Origin of the sequence: Lysobacter sp. CA196 (genome assembly GCF_052078695.1) — a bacterium.
Lineage (GTDB): Bacteria > Pseudomonadota > Gammaproteobacteria > Xanthomonadales > Xanthomonadaceae > Lysobacter.
In genome coordinates, this window is the sequence record NZ_JBQJIN010000020.1 from 21228 (window position 1) to 42052 (window position 20825).

A 20825-nucleotide genomic window follows, 5' to 3' on the forward strand; every position below is an offset into this window, starting at 1 on the left:
GTCGCCGCGTGACACCGCCCATGCCGACCACGCGCCGGCTGACGGTGATGCAATTGCTGCCGAAGCTGGAATCCGGCGGCGTCGAACGTTCGACCCTCGAAATCGCCGAGGCGCTGGTGCGCGCCGGCCACCGCGCCGTAGTGGTCTCGGCCGGCGGCCGCCTGGTGCCGCAACTGGTGGCATCGGGCGCCGAACACATCGAACTGGCGATCGGGCGCAAATCGCCGTCGACCCTGCGCCATGCCTTCACCCTGCGTCGGCTGTGGGCCGAGCACTCGGTCGACATCGTCCACGCGCGTTCGCGCCTGCCGGCCTGGATCGGCCTGCTGGCCTGGCGCGGCATGGACGAAACCACGCGGCCGCGCTTCGTCACCACTGTGCACGGGCTCAACTCGCCGTCGCGCTACAGCGCGGTGATGACCCGCGGCGAGCGCAGCATTTGCGTGTCGCGCACGGTCCGCGACTATGTGCTCGAACACTATCCCGACACCGACCCGGCCAGGCTGCGGGTGATTCCGCGCGGCATCGACCCGGCGGCGTTTCCGCACGCGTCCTGGCCCGACCCGCAGGCGCGCGCCTGGGCCGCGGCGCAGCATCCCGCGCTCGCCGGCGACGGCCCCTTGCTGTTGCTGCCGGGCCGCGGCACCCGCCTGAAAGGGCATGCCGATGCGCTGGCTCTGCTCGCGGCGATCCGCGCCGACGGCCGCGACGCGCGGTTGTGGCTGCCGGGCGCGCGCGAGGCCGGGCGCGAGGCCTACATCCTCGAACTCGAACAGGCCGCGCAGCAGCTCGGCATCGCCGATGCGATCGCCTTCACCGCGCCGACCGACGCAATCGCCCGCGCCTATGCCGCCAGCGACCTGGTCCTGCAGCTCTCGCGCAAGCCCGAAGCCTTCGGCCGCACCGTGGTCGAGGCGCTGTCCTGCGGGCGGCCGGTGGTCGGCTGGAACCACGGTGGCGTCGGCGAACTGCTGAGCCAGCTGCAGCCGCGCGGCGCGGTCGCGCCGTTCGACCTGCAGGCCTTGCGTGCGGCGGCTTGCGAATTGCTAACGCAAGCGCCCGCGCCTGTGGATACGATGGCGTTTTCCCTGCGGGCGATGCAGGAGGCCACGCTTGCCGTCTATGCCGAACTCGTCGATGCCGCACACCGCGCCTGAGCCGGCGACGGCGACGGCCGGGCCGCCGCCCGGCGAGACCCCCAACGCGATCGTCGGTTGGCGCTGGGCGCCGGCCTGGATCCTGGCCTATGTCGCGCTGCTGTTCGCGCCGGGGTATGCCGAAACCGTCCTCACCCTCGGTGCGCTGACCGCCCTGGTGCGGCTGGTGCTGGTGCGCTTCAACACCGGCGCGCGCCTGCTCAGCGATCCGGCCTGGGTGCTGACCAGCGCCCTGTTCGCGGCGTACTGGTTGCCGGAACTGATCTCGGCGATCGACGCGGTCGACCCGGGCCGCGCCTTGCGCGAAGCCGCGGTCGATCTGCGCTATCTGCCGTTCCTGTGGCTGGTCGCGGCCGCGGTCGCGACCCGGCAGGGGCAACGCACCACCTTCGGCGGCCTGGGCATCATCATCGGCCTGTGGACCGTCGACGCCTTGCTGCAAGGTCTCACCGGCACCAGCCCGCTGTTCTTCGGCATCGACTCGCTGAAGCAGGCGATCAGCGGCCACGGCATGTGTTCGGACGCCGAGATCGCCAGCGTCGACCGCCTCAGCGGCGTGCTCGGTCCGTGCAATCTCAAGCTCGGCCAGGTCATCGCGAGCTTCTCGCCGTTCGTGCTGTACGCGGTCGGCCGCCGTTTCCGTCTCGGCGGTTGGCTGATCGCGGCGGCCGCGGTCGGCGTGGTGGTGGTGCTGGCCGGTTCGCGCGCCTCGTGGATCACCTACGGTCTGGTACTGGTGCTGTCGGGCTGGCGTCTGCTCGGTTGGAAGCGCCTGCTCGGCGTGTTCGCGTTCGGCGTGCTGGCTTTGGCGGTACTCGACCAGACCACGCCGCAGGTGCACGACCGCCTCGCCCGCACCGCGCACATCGTCAGCGCCGATGTCGAAGGTCTCGACAGCGCGCTGTCCGGGCGCACGCGGATCTGGCGCGCGGCGCTGTGCATGGTCGGCGAGCATCCGCTCAACGGCGTCGGCGCGCGCGGTTTCCGCGAGGCCTTCCCGGCCTGCGACCCGCAACCTGGACGCACCACGTCCTGGGGCGAGGGGCCGGCCCTGCATGCGCATCAGTTGCTGCTCGAAGTGCTCGCCGAAACCGGCGCCTTCGGTCTATTGCTGTGGCTGGCCGGCGCCGCATTGGCCTGGCGCGCCTGGGCGGTGGCCGATGCGCGCGCGCGCGAAGCGGCGCGGCCGGCGATGCTGGCCTTGCTGGTGACGGTGTTCCCGTTCAACACCCACCTGGCCTTCTATTCGACCTTCTGGGGCGGGCTGACCTTGCTGCTGGCGGCGCTGTACGCCGGCAGCCTGCTGGCGCAACCGCCGGACGAGGGCGACGCGACGGCTTGAGCGATCGCATGCGCTCGGGCTGTTCGGGGCCGCTCCGCTCAGGTCAGCTCAGGTCAGCTCCGCTCAGGTCCGATCCGCTCAGGTCAGCTCAGGCCGGAGCGTTCTCGGCGTCCTGGTTCGCAGCGGGCTTCTTGTACGGCGAGCGCAGGCCCGGTGGGCGGCGCTTGAAGCGGCGGTGGATCCACAGGTACTGGCTCGGCGCTTCGCGCACCATCGCCTCGATCTGGGCATTCACGCGGGTGCTGTCCTGCGTGGCATCGCTGGACGGGAACTCGGCCAGCGGTGTGCCGACCCGCAATATGTAATCGGCGCCCTCGCGGCGATGGAAGAACGGCACCACCGCGCAACCGCTGAGGCGCGCGAACTGGTGGGTGGCCGTGATCGTCGCCGCCGGCACGCCGAAGAACGGCGCGAACACCGTGTCCTTGCCGCGCATGTCCTGGTCCGGCGCATACCACAGGAAGCCGCCCTGCTTGAGGTGGCGCATCGCCGGGCGGATCTCTTCGTTGGTGAACATGGCCGCGGCGTAGCGCAGGCGGCCGCGCTTGACCGCCCATTCCATGACCGGGTTGCGGTGCTTGCGGTACATGCCGGCCAGCGGCAGGTGGTCGCACATCAGCCGCCCGCACATCTCCAGGGTCATGAAATGGCCCGAGATCATCAGCACGCCTCGGCCGGCCGCGCGTACCTCGTCGAGCCGTTCCAGGCCTTCGATGCGCACCGTGCGCCGCATCGGCGCGACCCCGCCCCACCAGGCGCGGGCGAATTCGAAGAAGCCGATGCCGAGGTCGCGGAAGCTCTGCCGCAGCAGAGTCTCGCGCTCGGCCTCGGTCTTTTCCGGGAAGCACAGGGCCAGGTTGATGCGGGCCGCGCGCCGGCGCTGGCCCGCCACGCGCAGGGCGAAGACCCCGATCAGGCGGCCGAGCGCACGTTGCAGACCCCAGGGCAGGCGCGCGCCGAAACACATCGCGGCCAGCGCGAGCCACATCGGCCACAGGCGCGGCACCAGCAGGGAAGGGCGAGGGGGCAGGACAGGTTTGGCCATGGCGATAGTTTATGCGGTGAGCGTGTAATGCCGGTGCACTGCGGCCATCAGCGCGGGCGCAGCGGCATTCGCGCGGCGGGTCCCGATGCCTGCCATCGTGTGGTTTAGCGTGCGCTGCGGGCCTCGCGGCCTGCCGCGCCGATGTGCCGCGGATGCCTGCGCATCGCCGGTTTTGCGCGCCCGGTCGAGTCCGGCCCGGTGTGCGATGACGGCATCCACGACCGGATCACCTCCGCAAGCTTTATCCTTGTCGGATGCGGAAGGACTTGATCGAGCGCCTGTTGCGCGGCCTGTATTCGGTCGCGCTGTATCTGTTGGCGCCGGTGACGATCTATCACCTGATCTGGCGCGGCTTCCGCCAGCCCGCCTATTTCCAGCGCTGGCTCGAGCGTTATGCGATCTATCGCGGCCCCGCGCAGACCCGCACTCTGTGGCTGCACGCGGTCTCGGTGGGCGAGGTCAACGCCGCGATTCCACTGGTGAACGCCTTGCGCCGCGGCCGCCCCGACCTGCGCCTGCTGGTGACCACGATCACCCCGACCGGTTCGGACCGCGCGCGTTCGGCCTGGGGCGATTCGGTCGAACACGTGTACCTGCCTTACGACCTGCCCGGCGCGGTCGGGCGTTTCTTGCGCCATCACCAGCCCTGCGCGGCGCTGATCATGGAAACCGAGTTGTGGCCGAACCTGTTGTTCGGCTGCCGCGACCGCGGCATTCCGGCCTACATCCTCAATGCCCGATTGTCGGAGCGTTCGCTGCGCGGCTACCGCGTGCTCGCGCCCCTGGTCGGCCGCGCCCTGCGCACGGTGCGCACGGTGGCGGCGCAATCGCGCGCCGACGGCGAGCGTTTCGTCGAACTCGGCGCGCGGCCCGAGCAGGTCACCGAGACCGGCAACCTCAAGTTCGACGTCAACGTGCCCGATGCGCTCGACGAATTCGCCCTCGAATGCCACCGCCACACCGGCGAGCGGCCGGTATGGATCGCGGCGAGCACGCACGAGGACGAGGAAGCCGCGACAGTGAGCATGCACCGGCGCCTGCGCGAGCGTTTCCCCGGCCTGTTGCTGTTGTGGGCGCCGCGCCATCCGGAACGCTTCCGGGTGGTCGCCGAAAATGCCCGCAGCGCCGGCTGGCAAGTGTCGACGCGTTCGCGAGCGCGCTGGCCGCAGCCCGGCGACGATGTGTTCGTGATCGACACCCTGGGCGAACTGATGAGCTTCTACGCCTGCGCCGACGTCGCCTTCGTCGGCGGCAGCTTGCAGGCGATCGGCGGCCACAACCTGCTCGAGCCGGCCGCCACCGGCACCCCGATCGTGACCGGCCCGCACCTGCACAACTTCGTCGAGATCGCGCAGCGCCTGGAAACCGCCGGTGCCTTGCGGATCGGCGCCGATGCCGAAGCGGTCGAGGCGGCGGTCGAGCGCCTGCTGGCCGACCCGATCGAACGCGCCAGGATGATCGACGCCGGCCGCGCCCTGGTCGAACTCGGCCGTGGCGCCTTGGCCCGCACCATGGCCTTGTTGCAGCCGGCGTTGCCGCCGCTGCGCTGAGCGCATCCGTCGCTTCCCCGGTTCGCCGGCGGCCTTCGCTTTCAGGAGTAGGAGCGGCGCAAGCCGCGACCGCGAACCTGCAACCATTGAGCCGCCATCCGCAGAGCGCCGTATACGCAGCGGTGCCCGTGGTCGCGCCGTCGGTGCCAGGGCGCGGTCGCGGCTTGCGCCGCTCCTACCCCGGTGAAGCGGCGCGGCGTCGATGGATTAGGACGACGTTGGGGTTGCTGCGCGTCCCGTGGTCGCGGCTTGCGCCGCTCCTACCCTGGTACGGCGCTTCGATCGACCATGTCGACGATGGGGTGTCCGCAGCCGCAAACGAAAAAACCGCCGGAGGCCGGCGGTTTTTTGTAGGACTTCGATCGTATCCGGGTCGCCGCGTTACTGCGCCTGCGGCGGTGCCAGGTTGGTCGCCGCGTCGGCGGTCAGCAGGCGGTTGATGTCCTGCACGTCGGCGACGTCGAGCGAGCCGGCGGCCTGTTCCAGCAGCAGGCGGTTCTGCAGGTAGTTGTACTTGGACTGGGCATAGGCCTGCTGCGCTTCCAGCAGGGTGCGCTGGTTGTTCAACACGTCCAGCACGGTGCGGGTGCCGACTTCCAGGCCGACTTGCGAGGCGTCGTAGGCGGCCTGCGCCGAGACCAGGGCGAGGCGGCGCGCTTCGACTTCGCTGATGCCGGCGACCAGGGTCTGGTAGGCATTGCGGGTGGTGCGCACGAGCAGGCGCTTCTGGCGTTCGAGTTCGTCCTGGGCGGAGTCGCGACGCGCCAGGGCCTGGCGCACGCCGGACTGGATGCGGCCACCGGCGTACAACGGCACCGACAGTTCCAGGCCGATGCTCGGGCCGTGGTTGGCGTTGCCGGGCGAGTTCAAGGTCTGGCCCATGAAGGTGCGGTCGCCCCAATTGGCGTTGTCGCCGTAGCTGCCGTTCAAGCTCAGGGTCGGCCAGTGACCGGCGCGCGCGGTTTCCACGCCGATCTCGGCGGCACGCACCTGCAGGTCCTGCGCACGCAGCGAGGGATTGTTCTGCACCGCGTTGTTGACCCAGCCTTCGACGTCCTGCGCTTCCGGCAGGTTCGGCTTGAAGTCGGCCGGCAGCGCCTTGAGCGTGCGCACCGGCTGGCCGGTGATCTGGCTCAGGCCCTGATAGGCGTCCTCGACCGCGTTGCGTGCGGTGATGGTGCCGGCGCGAGCGGTGTCGTACTGGGCGCGCGCTTCGTGCACGTCGGTGATCGGCGCCAGGCCGACTTCCAGGCGCTTGGAGGCGTAGTCGAACTGCTTCTGCAGCGCGGTTTCGGCCGCTTCGGCGGCGGCGAGGTTTTCGAGCTTGACCAGCACGTCGAAGTAGGCCGCCGAGGTGCGCGTGATCAGTTCCTGGCTGGCCGACTCCAGAGTGAAGTCGCTGGCCTGGCTGATCGCATTCTGACCCTGGTAGGTCTTGATGCTGGCGCGGTTGTAGATCATCTGGCTCGCGGCGAGCGAGTAGTTGCGCGAAGTGCTGTCGGAACGAAAGTCGATGCCGGCCGGGATCGGATCGGTCGGATCGCTGCTGCCCGAGCCGCCTTCGGTGGTGGTGCGGCTGCGGGTCAGCCGCGCCGTGCCCGACAGGGACGGCAGCAATGCGGCGCGGGCCTGGATGCGGTCTTCCTTGGTCGCCAGACGGTTGGATTCGGCCGCCGACAGCTGCGGGTCGCCCTGGCGCGCGAGTTCATAGGTCTGCAACAAGTCTTCCGCCGACGCGACGGCCGGCAGCAGGGATAAGGCCAGGGCAAGAACGAGAGGGCGGCGGATCATGCGGCTTCCTTGAGCGTTCAGAACTCGAAGGCAGGCGTGGGGGCCGCGCCGACGAGATAGGGGAGGTCGGTTTCGAACAACGATTGGATGCGCGCAGCGTTGACATCGTTGCGTTCGCCGGCGGTGACCCGCAGTCCTTCCATGGCCGGCGAACGGCCGCGGACGACGAACAAACGGCCGTTCGGCTGCAACCACTGCAACCACTGCGGCGGAATTTCCGAGACCGCGCCGGTCACGCAGATCGCGTTGAAGCGGCGGTCGGTGCGGTAAGTCAGGGCGTCGGCGTCGACGACCTGGACGTTGTTGATCGATTGCGCGGCCAGGCGCTTGCGCGCGGTCGCGGCGAGGTCGGCATGGCATTCCAGGCTGACCACTTCGCGGGCGAGGCGGCCGAGGCAGGCGGTCAGGTAACCGCTGCCGGTGCCGATCTCGAGCACGTCGTCGGTCGGGTCGACCGCAAGCGACTGCAGCGTGCGGCCTTCGAGCACCGGCTTCATCATGAATTCGCCGTGCGCCAACGGCAGCTGCACGTCGGTATAGGCCAGATTGCGGTGCGCTTCGTCGACGAAGGCCTCGCGCGGCAAAGCCGCCAGCACATCGAGCACGCGCGGGTCGAGCACGTCCCACGGCCGAACCTGTTGTTCGACCATCAGTTCACGTGCTTTTGCGTAATCGAGCGTAGTCATTCGGGCGTCTTCATGGTGCGTGGGAACTGCGAATTCTACCGGGACCACGCGACCCCCGGAGCAAAAGAATTAACCACGCCCGGGTCCGGGCTTAGTGCCGAAAGTCACCGGAACTCTCGGCACCGTGCGGGTTTCGGGCCGTAGCGCGGCGGTTTCAGCGCTCGCGGCGGGCATAGGCGCGCAGGAACATCGTCACCGAGGCGTCGATGTGCGCACGCACCTCGGTCCGGCCCGGCGCGCCGCAGCCGAACATCAGCAAAGCGTGCGGTTCGCCCTTGAGCAGGCAGAAAAACTGCGGCGCGGCGCGGGCCACGTCGTCGATTTCCAGTTCGCCGGCGTCGACCCGGCGCTGCAGCAAGGCGGTGAATTCGTCGTGCAGGCGCTGCGGCCCGGCCTCCCAGAACATCTTCGACAGCGGCGATTGGGCGACCTGGGGCGAGCACAACAGGCGATGAATCTGGATCGCCTCGGGCGAGCTGACCATCTCGTAGAAGGCGTTGGCGATCGCCAGCAGGCGCTCGCGCAGCGGCGTGGCCGGGTCGGGCACGAACATCAGCGGCGGCAAGTGCTGCTCGCAATAGGCCTGGACCGCGGCGCCGAACAGGCTCTCTTTGTCGCCGAAATGGCTGTAGACGGTGAGCTTGGAGACCCCGGCCCCCGCGGCGATCTGGTCCATGCTGACCCCGTCGAAGCCGTCGACCAGGAACAGGCGCTTGGCCGCGTCGAGGATCGCGTTGCGCTTGCTGAGGTCCTTCGGGCGGCCTGGGCCGGCCGGCTTGGCCGGGGGCGTAGGGGGGCTGGAGGGTCGGGGCGAAGACATAAGGAATACTGGACTACCGGGTTCGTTATTTATACAGTACTGGCAAGTACATTAATTCGCGATGAGGCCAACCGCAATGCGCCACCGGACTTTTTCCGCTGCGACCACCGCCCCGAGGCTGTTCGGCGCGGCGCTCATGCTGGTCCTGTCGGCCTGCGGCAACGGCCAGCAGGTCGAAGAATCGCCGCGGCCGGTGCTGGTCGCCCGGCCGAGCGGCGCGGTCAATGGGGTCTCGGCCTTCGCCGGCGAAGTGCGGGCCCGCGAAGAGAGCCCCCTGTCGTTCCGGGTCGGCGGCAAGCTGGTCGAACGCAAGGTCGACATCGGCGCCCATGTTGCCGCAGGCCAGGTGCTGGCGATACTCGACGCCGGCGATCTGGAGGCCCAGGCGCGCGCCGCCCAGGCCCAGCTCGCCGCCGCCGAGGCCGACTACGGCCGCGCCCGCGCCGACCAGGTCCGCTACTCGCAGCTCGCCAAGGACCAATTGGTCAGTCGTTCGACCCAGGACGCCCAGGACGCCGCGGCCAAGGCCGCGCTGGGCCAGGTCAACGCCGCCCGCGCCAACCTCGAAGTCGCGCGCAATCAGTCCGCCTACACCCATCTGCGCTCGCCGAGCGCCGGCGTGATCGCCAGCCGCAGTGCCGAGGCCGGCCAGGTGGTCGCCGCCGGCCAGCAGGTGTTCGCGCTGGCCGCCGACGGCGCCCGAGAAGTCGCCTTCGCCGTGCCCGAGGGCGCGATCGCGACCTTCAAGCCGGGCCAGGAGGTGTTGATCGAACTGTGGTCGCAGTCCGGCCAGCGTTGGCCGGGCCGGGTCCGCGAAGTCTCGCCGGCGGCCGATCCGGCCTCGCGCACCTATGCCGCGCGGGTCACCGTCGACGCGCCGGCCGGCACCCTGGAACTGGGCCAGAGCGCACGCATCTACCTGCCCAACCAGGCCGCCAGCGGGCTCAGCGTGCCGCTCGCGGCCCTGCAGCGCACCGCGGCCGGCGGCTCGGCGGTGTTCGTCGCCGACCTCAAGAGCGGCACGGTCAAGCTGCGACCGGTGCAGACCGGCGCCTACGGCCCCGAGCGGGTGCCGGTGAGTTCGGGCCTGCAACCCGGCGACTGGGTCGTCGCCGCCGGCGGCCATCTGCTGCGCGACGGCCAGAAAGTCGTCGCCGTCGACCGCGACAACCATCCGGTCGAGCCGCAGTCGCCCAGCGACGGAAAACGTGAGTCGCCCAGCGGCGTAAAGCCCCAGTCGCTCAGCGACGTAAAGCGTTAACCGCCCCGCGACCCCGACCAGGCCGGCCATGCCCTCGCGCGACCGCCCGCACCCTCACCCCAACCCTGTCCCGTCGCCTGGACAGGGGCCTACGAAGTGAGCTGATCCATGCGCTTCAATCTTTCCGAATGGGCCCTGCGCCATCGCAGCCTGATCGTCTACGCCATGCTGGTGCTGGCCATCGCCGGTGCGATGTCCTACCTGCGCCTCGGCCGCAGCGAGGACCCGGCTTTCACCTTCAAGGTGATGGTGGTGCGCACCCTGTGGCCCGGCGCGACCGCCGAGGAAGTCTCGCGCCAGGTCACCGAGCGCATCGAGAAGAAACTCATGGAGACCGGCGAGTACGAGTTCATCCGTTCGTACTCGCGCGCCGGCGAATCGCAGGTGATCTTCGCCGCGCGCGACTCGATGCGCTCCAAGGAGGTCGCGCCGTTGTGGTATCAGGTGCGCAAGAAGATCGGCGACATCCGCCCGAGCTTGCCCAGCGATGTGGTCGGCCCGTTCTTCAACGACGAATTCGGCGACACCTTCGGCAACATCTACGCGCTGACCGGCGAGGGCTTCGACTACGCCGTGCTCAAGGATTACGCCGAGCGCGTGCAACTCGCGCTGCAGAGCCAGACCGATGTCGGCAAGATCGAACTGATCGGCGTGCAGGACGAAAAGATCTGGGTCGAGCTGTCGAACGTGAAGCTGTCGACCCTGGGCGTGCCGGCACAGGCCGTGCAGGAAGCGCTCAATCAGCAGAACGCGCTGGTGACGGCCGGTTTCTTCGAGACCCCGAGCAGCCGCGTGCCCTTGCGCGTCGGCGGCCAATTCACGTCGGTCGAGCAGATCCGCGAATTCCCGATCCGGGTCGGCGATCGCACCTTCCGCCTGGCCGACGTCGCCGACGTGCGTCGCGGTTTCTCCGATCCGCCGCAGCCGCGCATGCGCTTCATGGGCCAGGACGCGATCGGCATCGGCGTGTCGATGAAGCAGGGCGGCGACATCCTGCACCTCGGCAAGACCCTGGAATCGGAATTCGCGCGTCTGCAGAAGACCCTGCCGGCCGGCATGGAACTGCGCAAGGTCGCCGACCAGCCCGCCGCGGTCGAGGAATCGGTCGGCGAGTTCGTGCGCGTGCTCGCCGAAGCGGTCGCGATCGTGTTGCTGGTGAGTTTCTTCTCGCTCGGCCTGCGCACCGGCCTGGTGGTGGCGTTGTCGATTCCGCTGGTGCTGGCGATGACCTTCGCGGTCATGGACTTCTTCGGCGTCGGCCTGCACAAGATTTCGCTGGGCGCGCTGGTGCTGGCGCTGGGCTTGTTGGTCGACGACGCGATCATCGCGGTCGAGATGATGGCGATCAAGATGGAGCAGGGCTTCGACCGCCTGCGCGCCGCCGCCTTCGCCTGGGACAGCACCGCCTTCCCGATGCTGACCGGCACCTTGGTCACCGCGGCCGGCTTCCTGCCGATCGCGACCGCCGCATCGAGCACCGGCGAGTACACGCGCTCGCTGTTCCAGGTGGTAACCATCGCCTTGCTGGTGTCGTGGATCGCCGCGGTCGCCTTCATTCCCTTCCTCGGCGACAAGCTGCTGCCCGACTACGGCCACGCCGCGGCGCCGCCGAAGCCGGGTTCGCTGGCCGCGCGCTGGCACGATGCGCGTGTGGCCTGGGCCCGGCGCCTGCCGATGTTGGCCGGTGTGATCGCGCCGAAGCCGCCGATCGACGGCCACGCCCACGACCCCTACGAGTCGAAGTTCTACGTGCGCTTCCGCGGCTGGGTGACCTGGTGCGTGCGCCGGCGCTGGCTGGTGATCGGCATCACCGTCGGCGCCTTCCTGCTGTCGGTGTTCATGTTCCGCTTCGTGCCGCAGCAGTTCTTCCCGGACTCGGTGCGCCCCGAACTGATGGTCGACATGGAACTGGCCGAAGGCAGTTCGCTGCGCCAGACCGGCGAACAGGTCAAGCGCCTGGAAGCCATGCTCAAGCAGCGCAAGGACCTGGCCAACTACGTGTCCTACGTCGGCACCGGCTCGCCGCGCTTCTACCTGCCGCTCGATCAGCAACTGCCGGCGGCGAACTTCGCCCAGTTCGTGCTGATGCCGAAGGACTTGCAGGCACGCGAAACCCTGCGCACCTGGATCATCCGCGACGTGGCGCCGCGTTTCCCCGAACTGCAGTTGCGGGTGACGCGACTGGAAAACGGCCCGCCGGTCGGTTACCCGGTGCAGTTCCGCGTGTCCGGCGAACACATCGACCAGGTGCGCAAGATCGCCAACCGGGTACGCGAGCAGATCCGCGCCAACCCGCACGTGGCGAACGTCAATCTCGACTGGGACGAGCCGAGCAAGGTCGTGCGCCTGCAGGTCGACCAGGAGCGCGCGCGTGCGCTCGGCATCAGCTCGGCGCAGTTGTCGCAGTTCCTGTCGAGTTCGCTGTCGGGCTCGCACATCAGCACCTACCGCGAAAGCAACGAACTGATCGAAATGCTGCTGCGCGGACCCGACCAGGAGCGCCTGCAGCTCGACATGCTCGGCAGCCTGATGGTGCCGACCGGCAACAACCGCAGCGTGCCGTTGACCCAGATCGCTACCCTCGAATACGGTTTCGAGGAGGGCATCATCTGGCATCGCGACCGCCTGCCGACCATGACCGTTCGCGCCGACATCTACGACGGTACCCAGCCTTCGAGCGTGATGGCGCAGATTTCGCCGACCCTGGACGGACTGCGCGCCAAGTTGCCGTACGGCTATTCGATCGACATCGGCGGCAGCGTCGAGGACTCGGCGCGCGGGCAGAAGTCGATCAACGCCGGCATGCCGCTGTTCCTGTTCGCGGTGTTCACCCTGTTGATGATCCAGTTGCGCAGCTTCTCGCGCAGCTTCATGGTGCTGTTGACCGCGCCGCTGGGCCTGATCGGCGTGACCCTGTTCCTGCTGGTGTTCCGGGTGCCGTTCGGCTTCGTCGCGATGCTCGGCACGATCGCGCTGGCCGGCATGATCATGCGCAACTCGGTGATCCTGGTCGATCAGATCGAACAGGACCGCAGCGAAGGGCACGAACCGTGGAAGGCCATCGTCGATGCGACCGTGCGGCGATTCCGCCCGATCGTACTGACCGCGCTGGCCGCGATCCTGGCGATGATCCCGCTGTCGCGCAGCGCCTTCTTCGGCCCGATGGCGGTGGCGATCATGGGCGGCCTGATGGTCGCGACCGCGTTGACCCTGCTGTTCCTGCCGGCGCTGTACGCGGCCTGGTTCCGGATCAAGGTGCCGAGCGACGCTTGAGGTGGGCCCCTGCTTGAAGCAGGCCCTCACCCCAACCCCTCTCCCGTAAACGGGAAAGGGGCTATCGAAGTCCGAGGGAAGACATAGCTACCGACTGCGCCGAACACTCCCTCTCCCGTTTACGGGAGAGGGCTGGGGTGAGGGTCAGCGACAGCTTGCGTGCGTTGCGGGATTGAAATTTCGCGTGCCCTCACCCCAAGCCCTCTCCCCTGCATGGGAGAGGGGTTAAAACCGAGCCCCATTGCTTCAAGCGTGCTCGACGCTGAACGCCAAGGTCGCGTCGATGGCCCGCTTCCAGCCCGCATACAAACGCTCGCGCTCGGCTTCCAGCATCTGCGGTTCGAAGCTGCGTTCGACTTGCCATTGCTGGGCGATCTGCTCGCGGCTTTCCCAGAACCCGACCGCCAGCCCGGCCAGATAGGCCGCGCCGAGCGCGGTGGTCTCGCTGACCCGCGGGCGTTTCAAGGGCACGTCGAGAATGTCGGCCTGGAACTGGGCGGTGAAATCGTTGGCGATGGCGCCGCCGTCGGCCCGCAGGGATTTCAGTTCGATGCCCGAATCGGCCTGCATCGCGCTGAGCACGTCGCGGGTCTGGTAGGCCAGCGATTCGAGCACGGCGCGGACGAAATGCTCCTTGCTGGTGCCGCGGGTCAGGCCGAACATCGCGCCGCGCACGTCGCTGCGCCAGTACGGCGCGCCCAGGCCGACGAAAGCCGGCACGAAGTACACGCCTTCGGTCGAGCGCGCGCGTTCGGCATAGGCTTGCGAGTCGCCGGCCTTGCCGAGCATGCGCAGGCCGTCGCGCAACCATTGCACCGCCGAGCCGGCGACGAAGATGCTGCCTTCGAGCGCGTACTCGACCTTGCCGTCGATGCCCCAGGCGATGGTCGTGAGCAGGCCATTGTCCGAGCGCACCGCCTTCTCGCCGGTGTTCATCAGCAGGAAGCAGCCGGTGCCGTAGGTGTTCTTGGCCATGCCGGCCTCGAAGCAGGCCTGGCCGAACAGCGCCGCCTGCTGGTCGCCGGCGACGCCGCAGATCGGCACCGAGTTGTTGAAGAAATGGCGCGCGCCGGTGTGGGCGTAGACCTCGCTGCTGGAGCGCACTTCCGGCAGCATCGCCGCCGGCACGCCGAGCATCTTCAACAGTTCGGGGCACCACTGGCGCTTATGGATGTCGTACATCAAGGTGCGCGAGGCGTTGCTGTAGTCGGTGACGTGGGCCTTGTTCTCCGACAGGTTCCAGATCAGCCAGGTGTCGATGGTGCCGAACAACAGGTCGCCGCGCTCGGCGCGTTCGCGCGCGCCCTCGACGTGGTCGAGGATCCACTTGACCTTGGTGCCGGAGAAGTAGGCGTCGATCAGCAGGCCGGTGCGTTCGCGCACCAGTTCTTCATAGCCGTCGGCCTTGAGCTGGTCGCAGATCGCCGCGGTCTGGCGCGACTGCCAGACGATGGCGTTGTGGATCGCCTGGCCGGTGTGGCGGTCCCACACCACCGTGGTTTCGCGCTGGTTGGTGATGCCGATGCCGGCGATCTGCGAAGCGCTGATCTGGGCCTTGGTCATGACCTCGATGGCGGTGGTCTGCACGCTGGCGAGGATCTCGCGCGGGTCGTGTTCGACCCAGCCCGGGCGCGGGAAGATCTGCTCGAATTCGCGCTGGGCCACGCCGACCACAGCGCCGTTACGATCGAACATCATCGCACGCGAACTCGTCGTGCCCTGGTCGATGGCGAGGATGTAGGATTTGGTCATGGGCTTGATCAGGAGTGAGTGGAGAGGAGTGAGAAGTGAGTAAGCGGAAGTGAGAAACGAGAACTGAGAGCGTCTGGATAAGGGGTGGCGAAGTCCGCTTCCACTCACTCCTCTCCGCTCACTCCTCGCTTCCGCCTAGCCGTAAACAGCCTGAAACGCGAACGCGCCGAGCAAGGCGCCGACGATCGGCGCCACCACCGGCACCCAGGCATAGCCCCAGTCGGAGCCGCCCTTGCCGGCGATCGGCAGCAGCGCGTGGGCGATGCGCGGGCCGAGGTCGCGCGCGGGGTTGATGGCATAACCGGTCGGCCCGCCGAGCGACATGCCGACCACCACCACCAGCAGGCCGACGCCGAGCGGGCCCATGCCGGGCGCGAGCGTGTTGGCGCCGATCGCCAGTGCGCCGAAGGTCAGGGCGAAGGTGCCGATGACCTCGGTCAAGACGTTGGCCTTGATGTCGCGCACCGCCGGCGCGGTGCAGAAGATCGCGAGCTTGGCGCCCGGGTCGTCGCTGATCCGCCAATGGGCCAGATAGGCCAGCCACACCAGCACCGCGCCGGCGAAGGCGCCGGCGATCTGCGCGGCGACATAGCCCGGCACCACCGCCCACGAGAGCTTGCCGATGCTGGCCAGGGCGATGGTCAGCGCCGGATTCATGATCGCGCCGCTGCTCGGCCCGGCGATGAAGATGCCGATCAGCACCGCCAGCCCCCAGGCCGCGGTGATCACGCCCCAGCCGGCGCCTTGCGCCTTCGACCGATGGAGCAGGGCGCCGGCGACCACGCCGTTGCCGAGCAGGATCAACATGCCGGTGGCGATGAACTCGCTGAGGTATTGCGACATCGGTGTGACCATTGCGAGGGATCTCCTGGGTGTCGCGTTGGTGCGGATTGTTGGCTGACGGCGACGGTAATGGCGTTGCGGGTTAAAGCGGCGAATCGATTGGGATTCGCGTGTCTGTTAACGCAGGTAAGGTCCCCCCGGAGAGAATGTGGCAACTCACGCGACATCGGCCTGCCCAGCCACGCGTCGCGCGACATAGCCCTGCAGCTGCATGACCCCGGCGGCATCGATGCGCAGCCCGAGCTTCGACCGCCGCCAGAGAATGTCCTCGGCGCTGCGCGCCCATTCGCAGTCGACCAGGTAATCGACCTCGGCCGTGTACAGGTCGGCGCCGAAACATTCGCCCAGCTCTTCCAGGTGCGAGCAACTCTCGACGATCCGCAGCGCCCGGCTGCCGTAGTTACGGCACAGGCGCAGGGCCAGCGCATCCGGCAGCCACGGACGACGCAGGCTGAAATCGGCGTGGAAGGCCTCGAAATCGGCCTCGGGCAGGTCGCCGCCCGGCAACGGCGCAGCGCCGGTCCAGGCCGGGCGCGGTCCGCCGAACAACGGCGCGAGCTGGTCGCAGGCTTCCTCGGCCAGCTTGCGCGCGGTGGTCAGTTTGCCGCCGAACACGTTGAGCAAGGCCGCGCCGTCGCGGTCGAGGGTGAGCAGGTAGTCGCGGGTGATCTCCGAGGCGGCGTCGCTTTCGTCGTCGAGCAGGGGCCGCACGCCGCTGTAGGTCCAGACCACGTCGCTCGGTTGGATCGCGCGCTTGAAATAGCGCGATGCGGCCTCGCACAAGTAATGGATTTCGGCGTCGTCAATGCGCGGCGCCGAGGGGTCGGCGCGGTAGTCGACGTCGGTGGTGCCGATCAGGGTGTAGTCGTGTTCGTAAGGGATCGCGAACACGATGCGGCGATCGGGTTGCTGGAAGATGTAGGCGTGATCGTGCTCGAACAGCCGCGGCACGACGATGTGGCTGCCCTTGATCAGGCGCAGGTTATGGCGATGTTTCACCTGCGCGACTTCGTCGAGGAAGCGCGCCGCCCAGGGGCCGGTGGCGTTGACCAGAACGCGTGCGCGAACTCGCCGCGGCGCGCCGTCGGCACCGCGCAATTGCACGTCCCAGGCTTCGGCGCCGCGCTGCGCCGAGACGCAGGCGGTGCGGGTCAGCACGGTCGCGCCGCGTTCGGCCGCATCCATCGCGTTGAGCACCGCCAACCGCGCGTCCTGCACCCAGGCGTCGGAGTAGACGAAGCCGTGGATGAAGTCGTCGCGCAGCGGCCGCCCGGTGATGTGTTTGCGCAGATTGACCGAACGCGAGCCCGGCAGGCCGCGTCCACGCCGGCCGCCGAGCCGGTCGTACAGGAACAAGCCGATACGGATCATCCAGGCCGGGCGCAGATGCGGTTGGTGCGGCAGGACGAAGCGCAGCGGCCAGATGATGTGCGGCGCCATGCGCAACAGGCGTTTGCGTTCGGCCAGGGCCTTGCCGACCAGGGCGAACTCGAATTGTTCGAGATAGCGCAGGCCGCCGTGGATCAGTTTGGTGCTCGCGCTGGAGGTGTGCGAGGCGATGTCGTCGCGTTCGCACAACAACACCGACAGGCCGCGGCCGGCGGCGTCGCGGGCGATGGCGACGCCGTTGATGCCGCCGCCGACGATCAACAGATCGACGGCAGGCAGTTCGACAGCATGCGGATCAACGTCGGGCAGGACGGCATCGGACGGATTCGCGGCGGGCGCTTGGTGGCTGGGGCGGTCGGGAGAGGATGCGGGTTCGGTCATGCGCTCTCGCGAATGCTGCGGGCCGCGGCGTCGACCCAGGACACGTCAGGATGATGGCATACGGTGACGAATCGATTGTGGCCGGGGTTCACATCAACGACGGGTGACGGCGGTGTAGCGGTGCGGCCGGGCGATGGTCAAAAAAAACCCGATGCACGAGCATCGGGCTAGGAGTTACCAGAACTTTGGAGAGAGAGGTTCTGCAGCTGCCGCAAGCCGTCGGTGCGGCCTGCGGAAGATGGATCGAGGCGTCAGTCGCGCAGTTCGGGGATGTGGCACGGCAGTTCAAGTTGCGCGAGCACCGCGTCGGTGACCGCGCGGGTGCCGACGGCCTGGCCGGCCGGGGCGAGGTCGGCGGTCAGCACGCCGGCTTCGAGCACCGCCGCGACCGCCTGTTCGATGCACTCGGCTTCCGCATTCAGGCCCAGCGAATGACGCAGCAACAGCGCCGCGCTGAGGATGGTGCCGCAGGGGTTGGCGATGCCGCGGCCGGCGATGTCGGGCGCCGAACCGTGGATCGGCTCGTACAGACCGACCTTGCCTTCGCCGAGCGAGGCCGACGGCAGCAGGCCCAGCGAACCGGCCAGCATCGAGGCCTCGTCGGTGAGGATGTCGCCGAACATGTTCTCGGTGACGATGACGTCGAACGCGCGTGGCTTGGCGATCAGATGCATCGCCATCGAGTCGACCAGCTGGTGTTCCAGGGTGATGTCGGGGAACTCGTCGCGGGCGACGCGGGTGGCGACTTCGCGCCACAGCCGCGAGGTTTCCAGCACGTTGGCCTTGTCGACCGAGACCACGTGCTGGCGGCGGCCGCGCGCGAGCTGGCAGGCGCGGCGCACGACCCGTTCGATTTCCTCGACGCTGTATTCGCACAGGTCGCTGGCGCTGGTCTCGCTGCGTTGTTTCTGCCCGAAATAGATGCCGCCGGTGAGTTCGCGCACCACGATCATGTCGACGCCGGCCAGCAGATGCGGCTTGATCGGCGAAGCGCCGAGGGTGGCCGAGTGCGGCTGCACCGGGCGCAGGTTGGCGTACAGGCCCAGGCCCTTGCGCAGCGCCAACAGGCCCTGCTCGGGACGCACTTTCGCCTTCGGGTCGGACCACTTAGGGCCGCCGACCGCGCCGAGCAGGACCGCATCGGCGCGCTGGCAGGCGCTGAGGGTCGCGGCCGGCAAAGGCTCGCCGGTGGCATCGATCGCGGCGCCGCCGATCAGGTGTTCGTTGAGGGTGAACTGATGGCTGTAGCGGCGGCCGACCGCGCGCAGCACTTCGACTGCGGCGGCGGTGACTTCCGGACCGATGCCGTCGCCCGGCAGAACGACGATGTCAGCGCGCATGTTGATTCTCCTGACGGGGGTTCAGCGCCGTCGCGCGGCGCTGTTCGTACTGGTTGATGGTGTCGAGTTGGCGCAGCAGATAACCGAGCTGGTCCACGCCTTCGATCAGACAGGTCTGGGCGAAGGCGTCGAGCGGGAACTCGATCGCGCGGCCGTCGGGCAGGTGCAGGCGGCGCGTGCGCACGTCGATGCGCAGCTCGATGCCGGGCTGGTCCAGCAGTTCGTCCAGCAGCTCCTGCGATACCACGATCGGCAGCAGGCCGTTCTTGAGCGAGTTGCTGCGGAAGATGTCGGCGATCTCGCTGCTGACGACCGCGCGCAGGCCCAGGTCGGTCAGCGCCCACGGCGCGTGTTCGCGCGAGGAGCCGCAGCCGAAGTTGCGGCCGGCGACCAGGATCGCGGCACCGGCGTTCTCGGGGCGGTTGAATACGAACTCCGGGTTCGGCGAACCGTCCGGCAGCGCGCGCCAATCGTTGAAGGCGAAGCGGCCCAGGCCCTTGCGCTCGGTGGTGGTCAGAAAACGCGCCGGGATGATCTGGTCGGTGTCGATATTGCGTTCGCGCAGCACCACGGTGCGCGCGATCAGCTCGACGAAGCCGTCGCTCGACGGAGTAGCGGTAGGGGGCGTGCTGGACAATTGGGACGCGGACATTACGCGACCTCCTTCACGGCAGTGAGATAAGGACGCGGGTCGGTGACGTGGCCGGCGATCGCGCAGGCGGCGGCGGTCAGCGGCGAGGCCAACAAGGTCCGCGAGCCCTTGCCCTGGCGGCCTTCGAAATTGCGGTTGCTGGTCGATACCGCGAGCTGGCCGGGGCCGACCAGGTCGCCGTTCATGGCGATGCACATCGAACAGCCCGGCTCGCGCCATTCGGCGCCGGCCTCGCGCACGATGCGATCGATGCCTTCGGCCTCGGCGTCGCGCTTGACCTGTTCCGAGCCCGGCACCACCAGCATGCGCACGCGCGGATGGATGTGGCGGCCGCGCAATACCTCGGCGGCTTCGCGCAGATCCGACAAACGCGAGTTGGTGCAGCTGCCGACGAAGACCACGTCGACCGGGCGGCCGGCCATCGCCGCGCCGCCGTCGAAGCCCATGTAGGCCAGGGCCTTGGCTTCGTCGGCATCGTTGGCCTGCGGCAGGTGCGCATCGATCGCCGCGACCTGGCCCGGGTGCGTGCCCCAGGTCAGGGTCGGCTTGATCGCGCTCGCATCGATATGCACTTCGCGATCGAACACCGCGCCGTCGTCGGTCTTGTAAGCGCTCCAGCGTTCGACGGCGCGCTCGAAGTCGGCGCCGCTCGGCGCGCGCGGAGTTGCGGCCAGATAATCGAAGGTGGTCTGGTCGGGCGCGATCAGGCCGGCGCGTGCGCCCGCTTCGATCGACATATTGCACACGGTCATGCGCTGATCCATCGACAGCGCGCGGATGGTCGAGCCGCGGTATTCGATGACCTGGCCGGTGCCGCCGTTGACGCCGATCTCGCCGATGATGTGCAGGATCAAGTCCTTGGCGCCGACACCCGGGGCCAGCTCGCCTTCGACGTTGATCGCCAGGGTCTTGGGCTTGCGTTGCAACAGGCACTGGGTGGCCAGGACGTGGCCGACCTCGCTGGTGCCGATGCCGAAGGCGAGCGCACCGAAGGCGCCATGGGTGGCGGTGTGGCTGTCGCCGCAGACGATGGTCATGCCGGGCTGGGTCAGGCCGAGTTCCGGGCCGATCACGTGGACGATGCCGCGGTAGGCGCTGTCGAAATCGAACAGCTCGACGCCGTGGCGCGCGCAGTTGCGGCGCAGGGTCTCGACCTGGCTCTCGGCCTCGGCGGTGAAGTAGGGCAGGCGGCCGTCGGCGCCGGCCGGCAGGGTCGGCGTGGAGTGGTCGAGCGTGCCCTTGGTCAGGTCCGGGCGGCGCGGGCTCAGCCCGCGCGATTCGAGTTCGGCGAACGCCTGCGGTGAGGTGACTTCGTGGATCAGGTGCAGGTCGATGTAGAGGACCGCGGGCACGGCGTCGCTTTCGGGCGATACCAGATGCGCGTCCCACAGTTTGTCGAACAGGGTGCTGGGAGGAGCCGAGGTGGTAGTCATGGAGTCCGGTGTTCTGTTTGGCTGCTATGGCTGGGGTGGTTCGTAGTGGAGCCGGCTGTTTGCTTCTTGCTGCTTCTCCCGCTCGGCGGGAGAAGGCTGGGATGAGGGCG

At 68.5% G+C, this 20825-nt stretch carries 15 protein-coding genes and 1 pseudogene; 5 read left to right on the forward strand and 11 right to left on the reverse strand.

The window, feature by feature from the left end:
• Nucleotides 1-20 precede the first annotated feature (20 nt).
• Together ACTOWK_RS16640 and ACTOWK_RS16645 are read left to right on the forward strand one after the other, a co-directional pair.
• Nucleotides 21-1157, forward strand: a complete 1137-nt coding sequence (locus ACTOWK_RS16640; protein WP_441331228.1) for a glycosyltransferase family 4 protein — start codon at nucleotides 21-23, stop codon at nucleotides 1155-1157.
• A complete protein-coding gene (locus ACTOWK_RS16645) occupies nucleotides 1138-2499 on the forward strand; it encodes an O-antigen ligase family protein (RefSeq protein ID WP_441331275.1) in 1362 nt (453 codons plus the stop codon). Before ACTOWK_RS16640 ends, ACTOWK_RS16645 begins: the two co-directional genes overlap by 20 nt.
• Nucleotides 2500-2542: 43 nt before the next feature.
• Here the strand turns inward: ACTOWK_RS16645 and ACTOWK_RS16650 are convergent.
• Both ACTOWK_RS16650 and lpxL read right to left on the reverse strand, forming a co-directional pair.
• Nucleotides 2543-2587: pseudogene (locus ACTOWK_RS16650) on the reverse strand (pentapeptide repeat-containing protein); the annotation flags it as partial.
• The gene (gene lpxL / locus ACTOWK_RS16655; RefSeq protein WP_441331229.1) at nucleotides 2588-3544 is read right to left on the reverse strand and encodes an LpxL/LpxP family Kdo(2)-lipid IV(A) lauroyl/palmitoleoyl acyltransferase; all 957 of its coding nucleotides are present in this window, start codon (nucleotides 3542-3544) and stop codon (nucleotides 2588-2590) included. It lies immediately after the preceding pseudogene.
• A 254-nt stretch (nucleotides 3545-3798) separates the two neighbouring features.
• Between lpxL and waaA the strand changes: the two genes are divergently transcribed.
• Nucleotides 3799-5094, forward strand: coding sequence for a lipid IV(A) 3-deoxy-D-manno-octulosonic acid transferase (gene waaA / locus ACTOWK_RS16660; protein ID WP_441331230.1), 1296 nt, complete (start codon nucleotides 3799-3801; stop codon nucleotides 5092-5094).
• Nucleotides 5095-5475: 381 nt separating this feature from the next.
• Here the strand turns inward: waaA and ACTOWK_RS16665 are convergent, their stop codons facing one another.
• The 3 genes from ACTOWK_RS16665 to ACTOWK_RS16675 all read right to left on the reverse strand — a co-directional run bounded on the left by ACTOWK_RS16665 (nucleotide 5476) and on the right by ACTOWK_RS16675 (nucleotide 8391).
• Nucleotides 5476-6885, reverse strand: coding sequence for a TolC family outer membrane protein (locus tag ACTOWK_RS16665; protein ID WP_441331231.1), 1410 nt, complete (start codon nucleotides 6883-6885; stop codon nucleotides 5476-5478).
• 17 nt (nucleotides 6886-6902) lie between these two features.
• Nucleotides 6903-7571: a protein-L-isoaspartate O-methyltransferase family protein gene (locus ACTOWK_RS16670; RefSeq protein WP_441331232.1), complete on the reverse strand. Its 669-nt coding sequence runs from the start codon at nucleotides 7569-7571 to the stop codon at nucleotides 6903-6905.
• Nucleotides 7572-7725: 154 nt separating this feature from the next.
• Nucleotides 7726-8391 carry a TetR/AcrR family transcriptional regulator gene (locus ACTOWK_RS16675; protein WP_441331233.1) on the reverse strand — a complete coding sequence of 222 codons (666 nt, stop codon included), beginning with the start codon at nucleotides 8389-8391 and terminating at the stop codon, nucleotides 7726-7728.
• Nucleotides 8392-8467: 76 nt separating this feature from the next.
• On the opposite strand from ACTOWK_RS16675, the gene ACTOWK_RS16680 reads away from it, so the two are divergent.
• Both ACTOWK_RS16680 and ACTOWK_RS16685 read left to right on the forward strand, forming a co-directional pair.
• Nucleotides 8468-9652: an efflux RND transporter periplasmic adaptor subunit gene (locus tag ACTOWK_RS16680; RefSeq protein ID WP_441331234.1), complete on the forward strand. Its 1185-nt coding sequence runs from the start codon at nucleotides 8468-8470 to the stop codon at nucleotides 9650-9652.
• A 108-nt stretch (nucleotides 9653-9760) separates the two neighbouring features.
• Nucleotides 9761-12925 (forward strand): efflux RND transporter permease subunit, encoded by a 3165-nt coding sequence (locus tag ACTOWK_RS16685; RefSeq protein WP_441331235.1) that lies wholly within the window; start codon nucleotides 9761-9763, stop codon nucleotides 12923-12925.
• Nucleotides 12926-13171: 246 nt separating this feature from the next.
• Here the strand turns inward: ACTOWK_RS16685 and glpK are convergent, their stop codons facing one another.
• The 6 genes from glpK to leuC form a co-directional block, all read right to left on the reverse strand.
• Nucleotides 13172-14677 (reverse strand): glycerol kinase GlpK, encoded by a 1506-nt coding sequence (gene glpK, locus ACTOWK_RS16690; RefSeq protein ID WP_441331236.1) that lies wholly within the window; start codon nucleotides 14675-14677, stop codon nucleotides 13172-13174.
• Nucleotides 14678-14812: 135 nt separating this feature from the next.
• The gene (locus ACTOWK_RS16695) at nucleotides 14813-15532 is read right to left on the reverse strand and encodes an MIP/aquaporin family protein (protein WP_441331237.1); all 720 of its coding nucleotides are present in this window, start codon (nucleotides 15530-15532) and stop codon (nucleotides 14813-14815) included.
• A 144-nt stretch (nucleotides 15533-15676) separates the two neighbouring features.
• The gene (gene glpD, locus ACTOWK_RS16700; protein ID WP_441331238.1) at nucleotides 15677-17290 is read right to left on the reverse strand and encodes a glycerol-3-phosphate dehydrogenase; all 1614 of its coding nucleotides are present in this window, start codon (nucleotides 17288-17290) and stop codon (nucleotides 15677-15679) included.
• Between the two features lie 251 nt (nucleotides 17291-17541).
• Nucleotides 17542-18630, reverse strand: coding sequence for a 3-isopropylmalate dehydrogenase (leuB, locus tag ACTOWK_RS16705; RefSeq protein WP_441331239.1), 1089 nt, complete (start codon nucleotides 18628-18630; stop codon nucleotides 17542-17544).
• Complete coding sequence (leuD, locus tag ACTOWK_RS16710; protein ID WP_441331240.1) at nucleotides 18620-19282, reverse strand: 3-isopropylmalate dehydratase small subunit; 663 nt, start codon at nucleotides 19280-19282, stop codon at nucleotides 18620-18622. The genes leuB and leuD overlap by 11 nt, the downstream gene beginning before the upstream one ends.
• On the reverse strand, nucleotides 19282-20715 hold the full coding sequence (gene leuC, locus ACTOWK_RS16715; protein ID WP_441331241.1) for a 3-isopropylmalate dehydratase large subunit: 1434 nt from the start codon (nucleotides 20713-20715) through the stop codon (nucleotides 19282-19284). Before leuC ends, leuD begins: the two co-directional genes overlap by 1 nt.
• Nucleotides 20716-20825 lie beyond the last annotated feature (110 nt).

Excerpts from the sequence above, each read along its gene's own strand:
- ACTOWK_RS16640 (WP_441331228.1), top strand. The coding sequence starts at position 21 with ATGCCGACCACGCGCCGGCTGACGGTGATGCAATTGCTGCCGAAGCTG.
- ACTOWK_RS16645 (WP_441331275.1), top strand. The coding sequence starts at position 1,138 with ATGCCGCACACCGCGCCTGAGCCGGCGACGGCGACGGCCGGGCCGCCG.
- lpxL (WP_441331229.1), bottom strand. The coding sequence starts at position 3,544 with ATGGCCAAACCTGTCCTGCCCCCTCGCCCTTCCCTGCTGGTGCCGCGC.
- waaA (WP_441331230.1), top strand. The coding sequence starts at position 3,799 with ATGCGGAAGGACTTGATCGAGCGCCTGTTGCGCGGCCTGTATTCGGTC.
- ACTOWK_RS16665 (WP_441331231.1), bottom strand. The coding sequence starts at position 6,885 with ATGATCCGCCGCCCTCTCGTTCTTGCCCTGGCCTTATCCCTGCTGCCG.
- ACTOWK_RS16670 (WP_441331232.1), bottom strand. The coding sequence starts at position 7,571 with ATGACTACGCTCGATTACGCAAAAGCACGTGAACTGATGGTCGAACAA.
- ACTOWK_RS16675 (WP_441331233.1), bottom strand. The coding sequence starts at position 8,391 with ATGTCTTCGCCCCGACCCTCCAGCCCCCCTACGCCCCCGGCCAAGCCG.
- ACTOWK_RS16680 (WP_441331234.1), top strand. The coding sequence starts at position 8,468 with ATGCGCCACCGGACTTTTTCCGCTGCGACCACCGCCCCGAGGCTGTTC.
- ACTOWK_RS16685 (WP_441331235.1), top strand. The coding sequence starts at position 9,761 with ATGCGCTTCAATCTTTCCGAATGGGCCCTGCGCCATCGCAGCCTGATC.
- glpK (WP_441331236.1), bottom strand. The coding sequence starts at position 14,677 with ATGACCAAATCCTACATCCTCGCCATCGACCAGGGCACGACGAGTTCG.
- ACTOWK_RS16695 (WP_441331237.1), bottom strand. The coding sequence starts at position 15,532 with ATGGTCACACCGATGTCGCAATACCTCAGCGAGTTCATCGCCACCGGC.
- glpD (WP_441331238.1), bottom strand. The coding sequence starts at position 17,290 with ATGACCGAACCCGCATCCTCTCCCGACCGCCCCAGCCACCAAGCGCCC.
- leuB (WP_441331239.1), bottom strand. The coding sequence starts at position 18,630 with ATGCGCGCTGACATCGTCGTTCTGCCGGGCGACGGCATCGGTCCGGAA.
- leuD (WP_441331240.1), bottom strand. The coding sequence starts at position 19,282 with ATGTCCGCGTCCCAATTGTCCAGCACGCCCCCTACCGCTACTCCGTCG.
- leuC (WP_441331241.1), bottom strand. The coding sequence starts at position 20,715 with ATGACTACCACCTCGGCTCCTCCCAGCACCCTGTTCGACAAACTGTGG.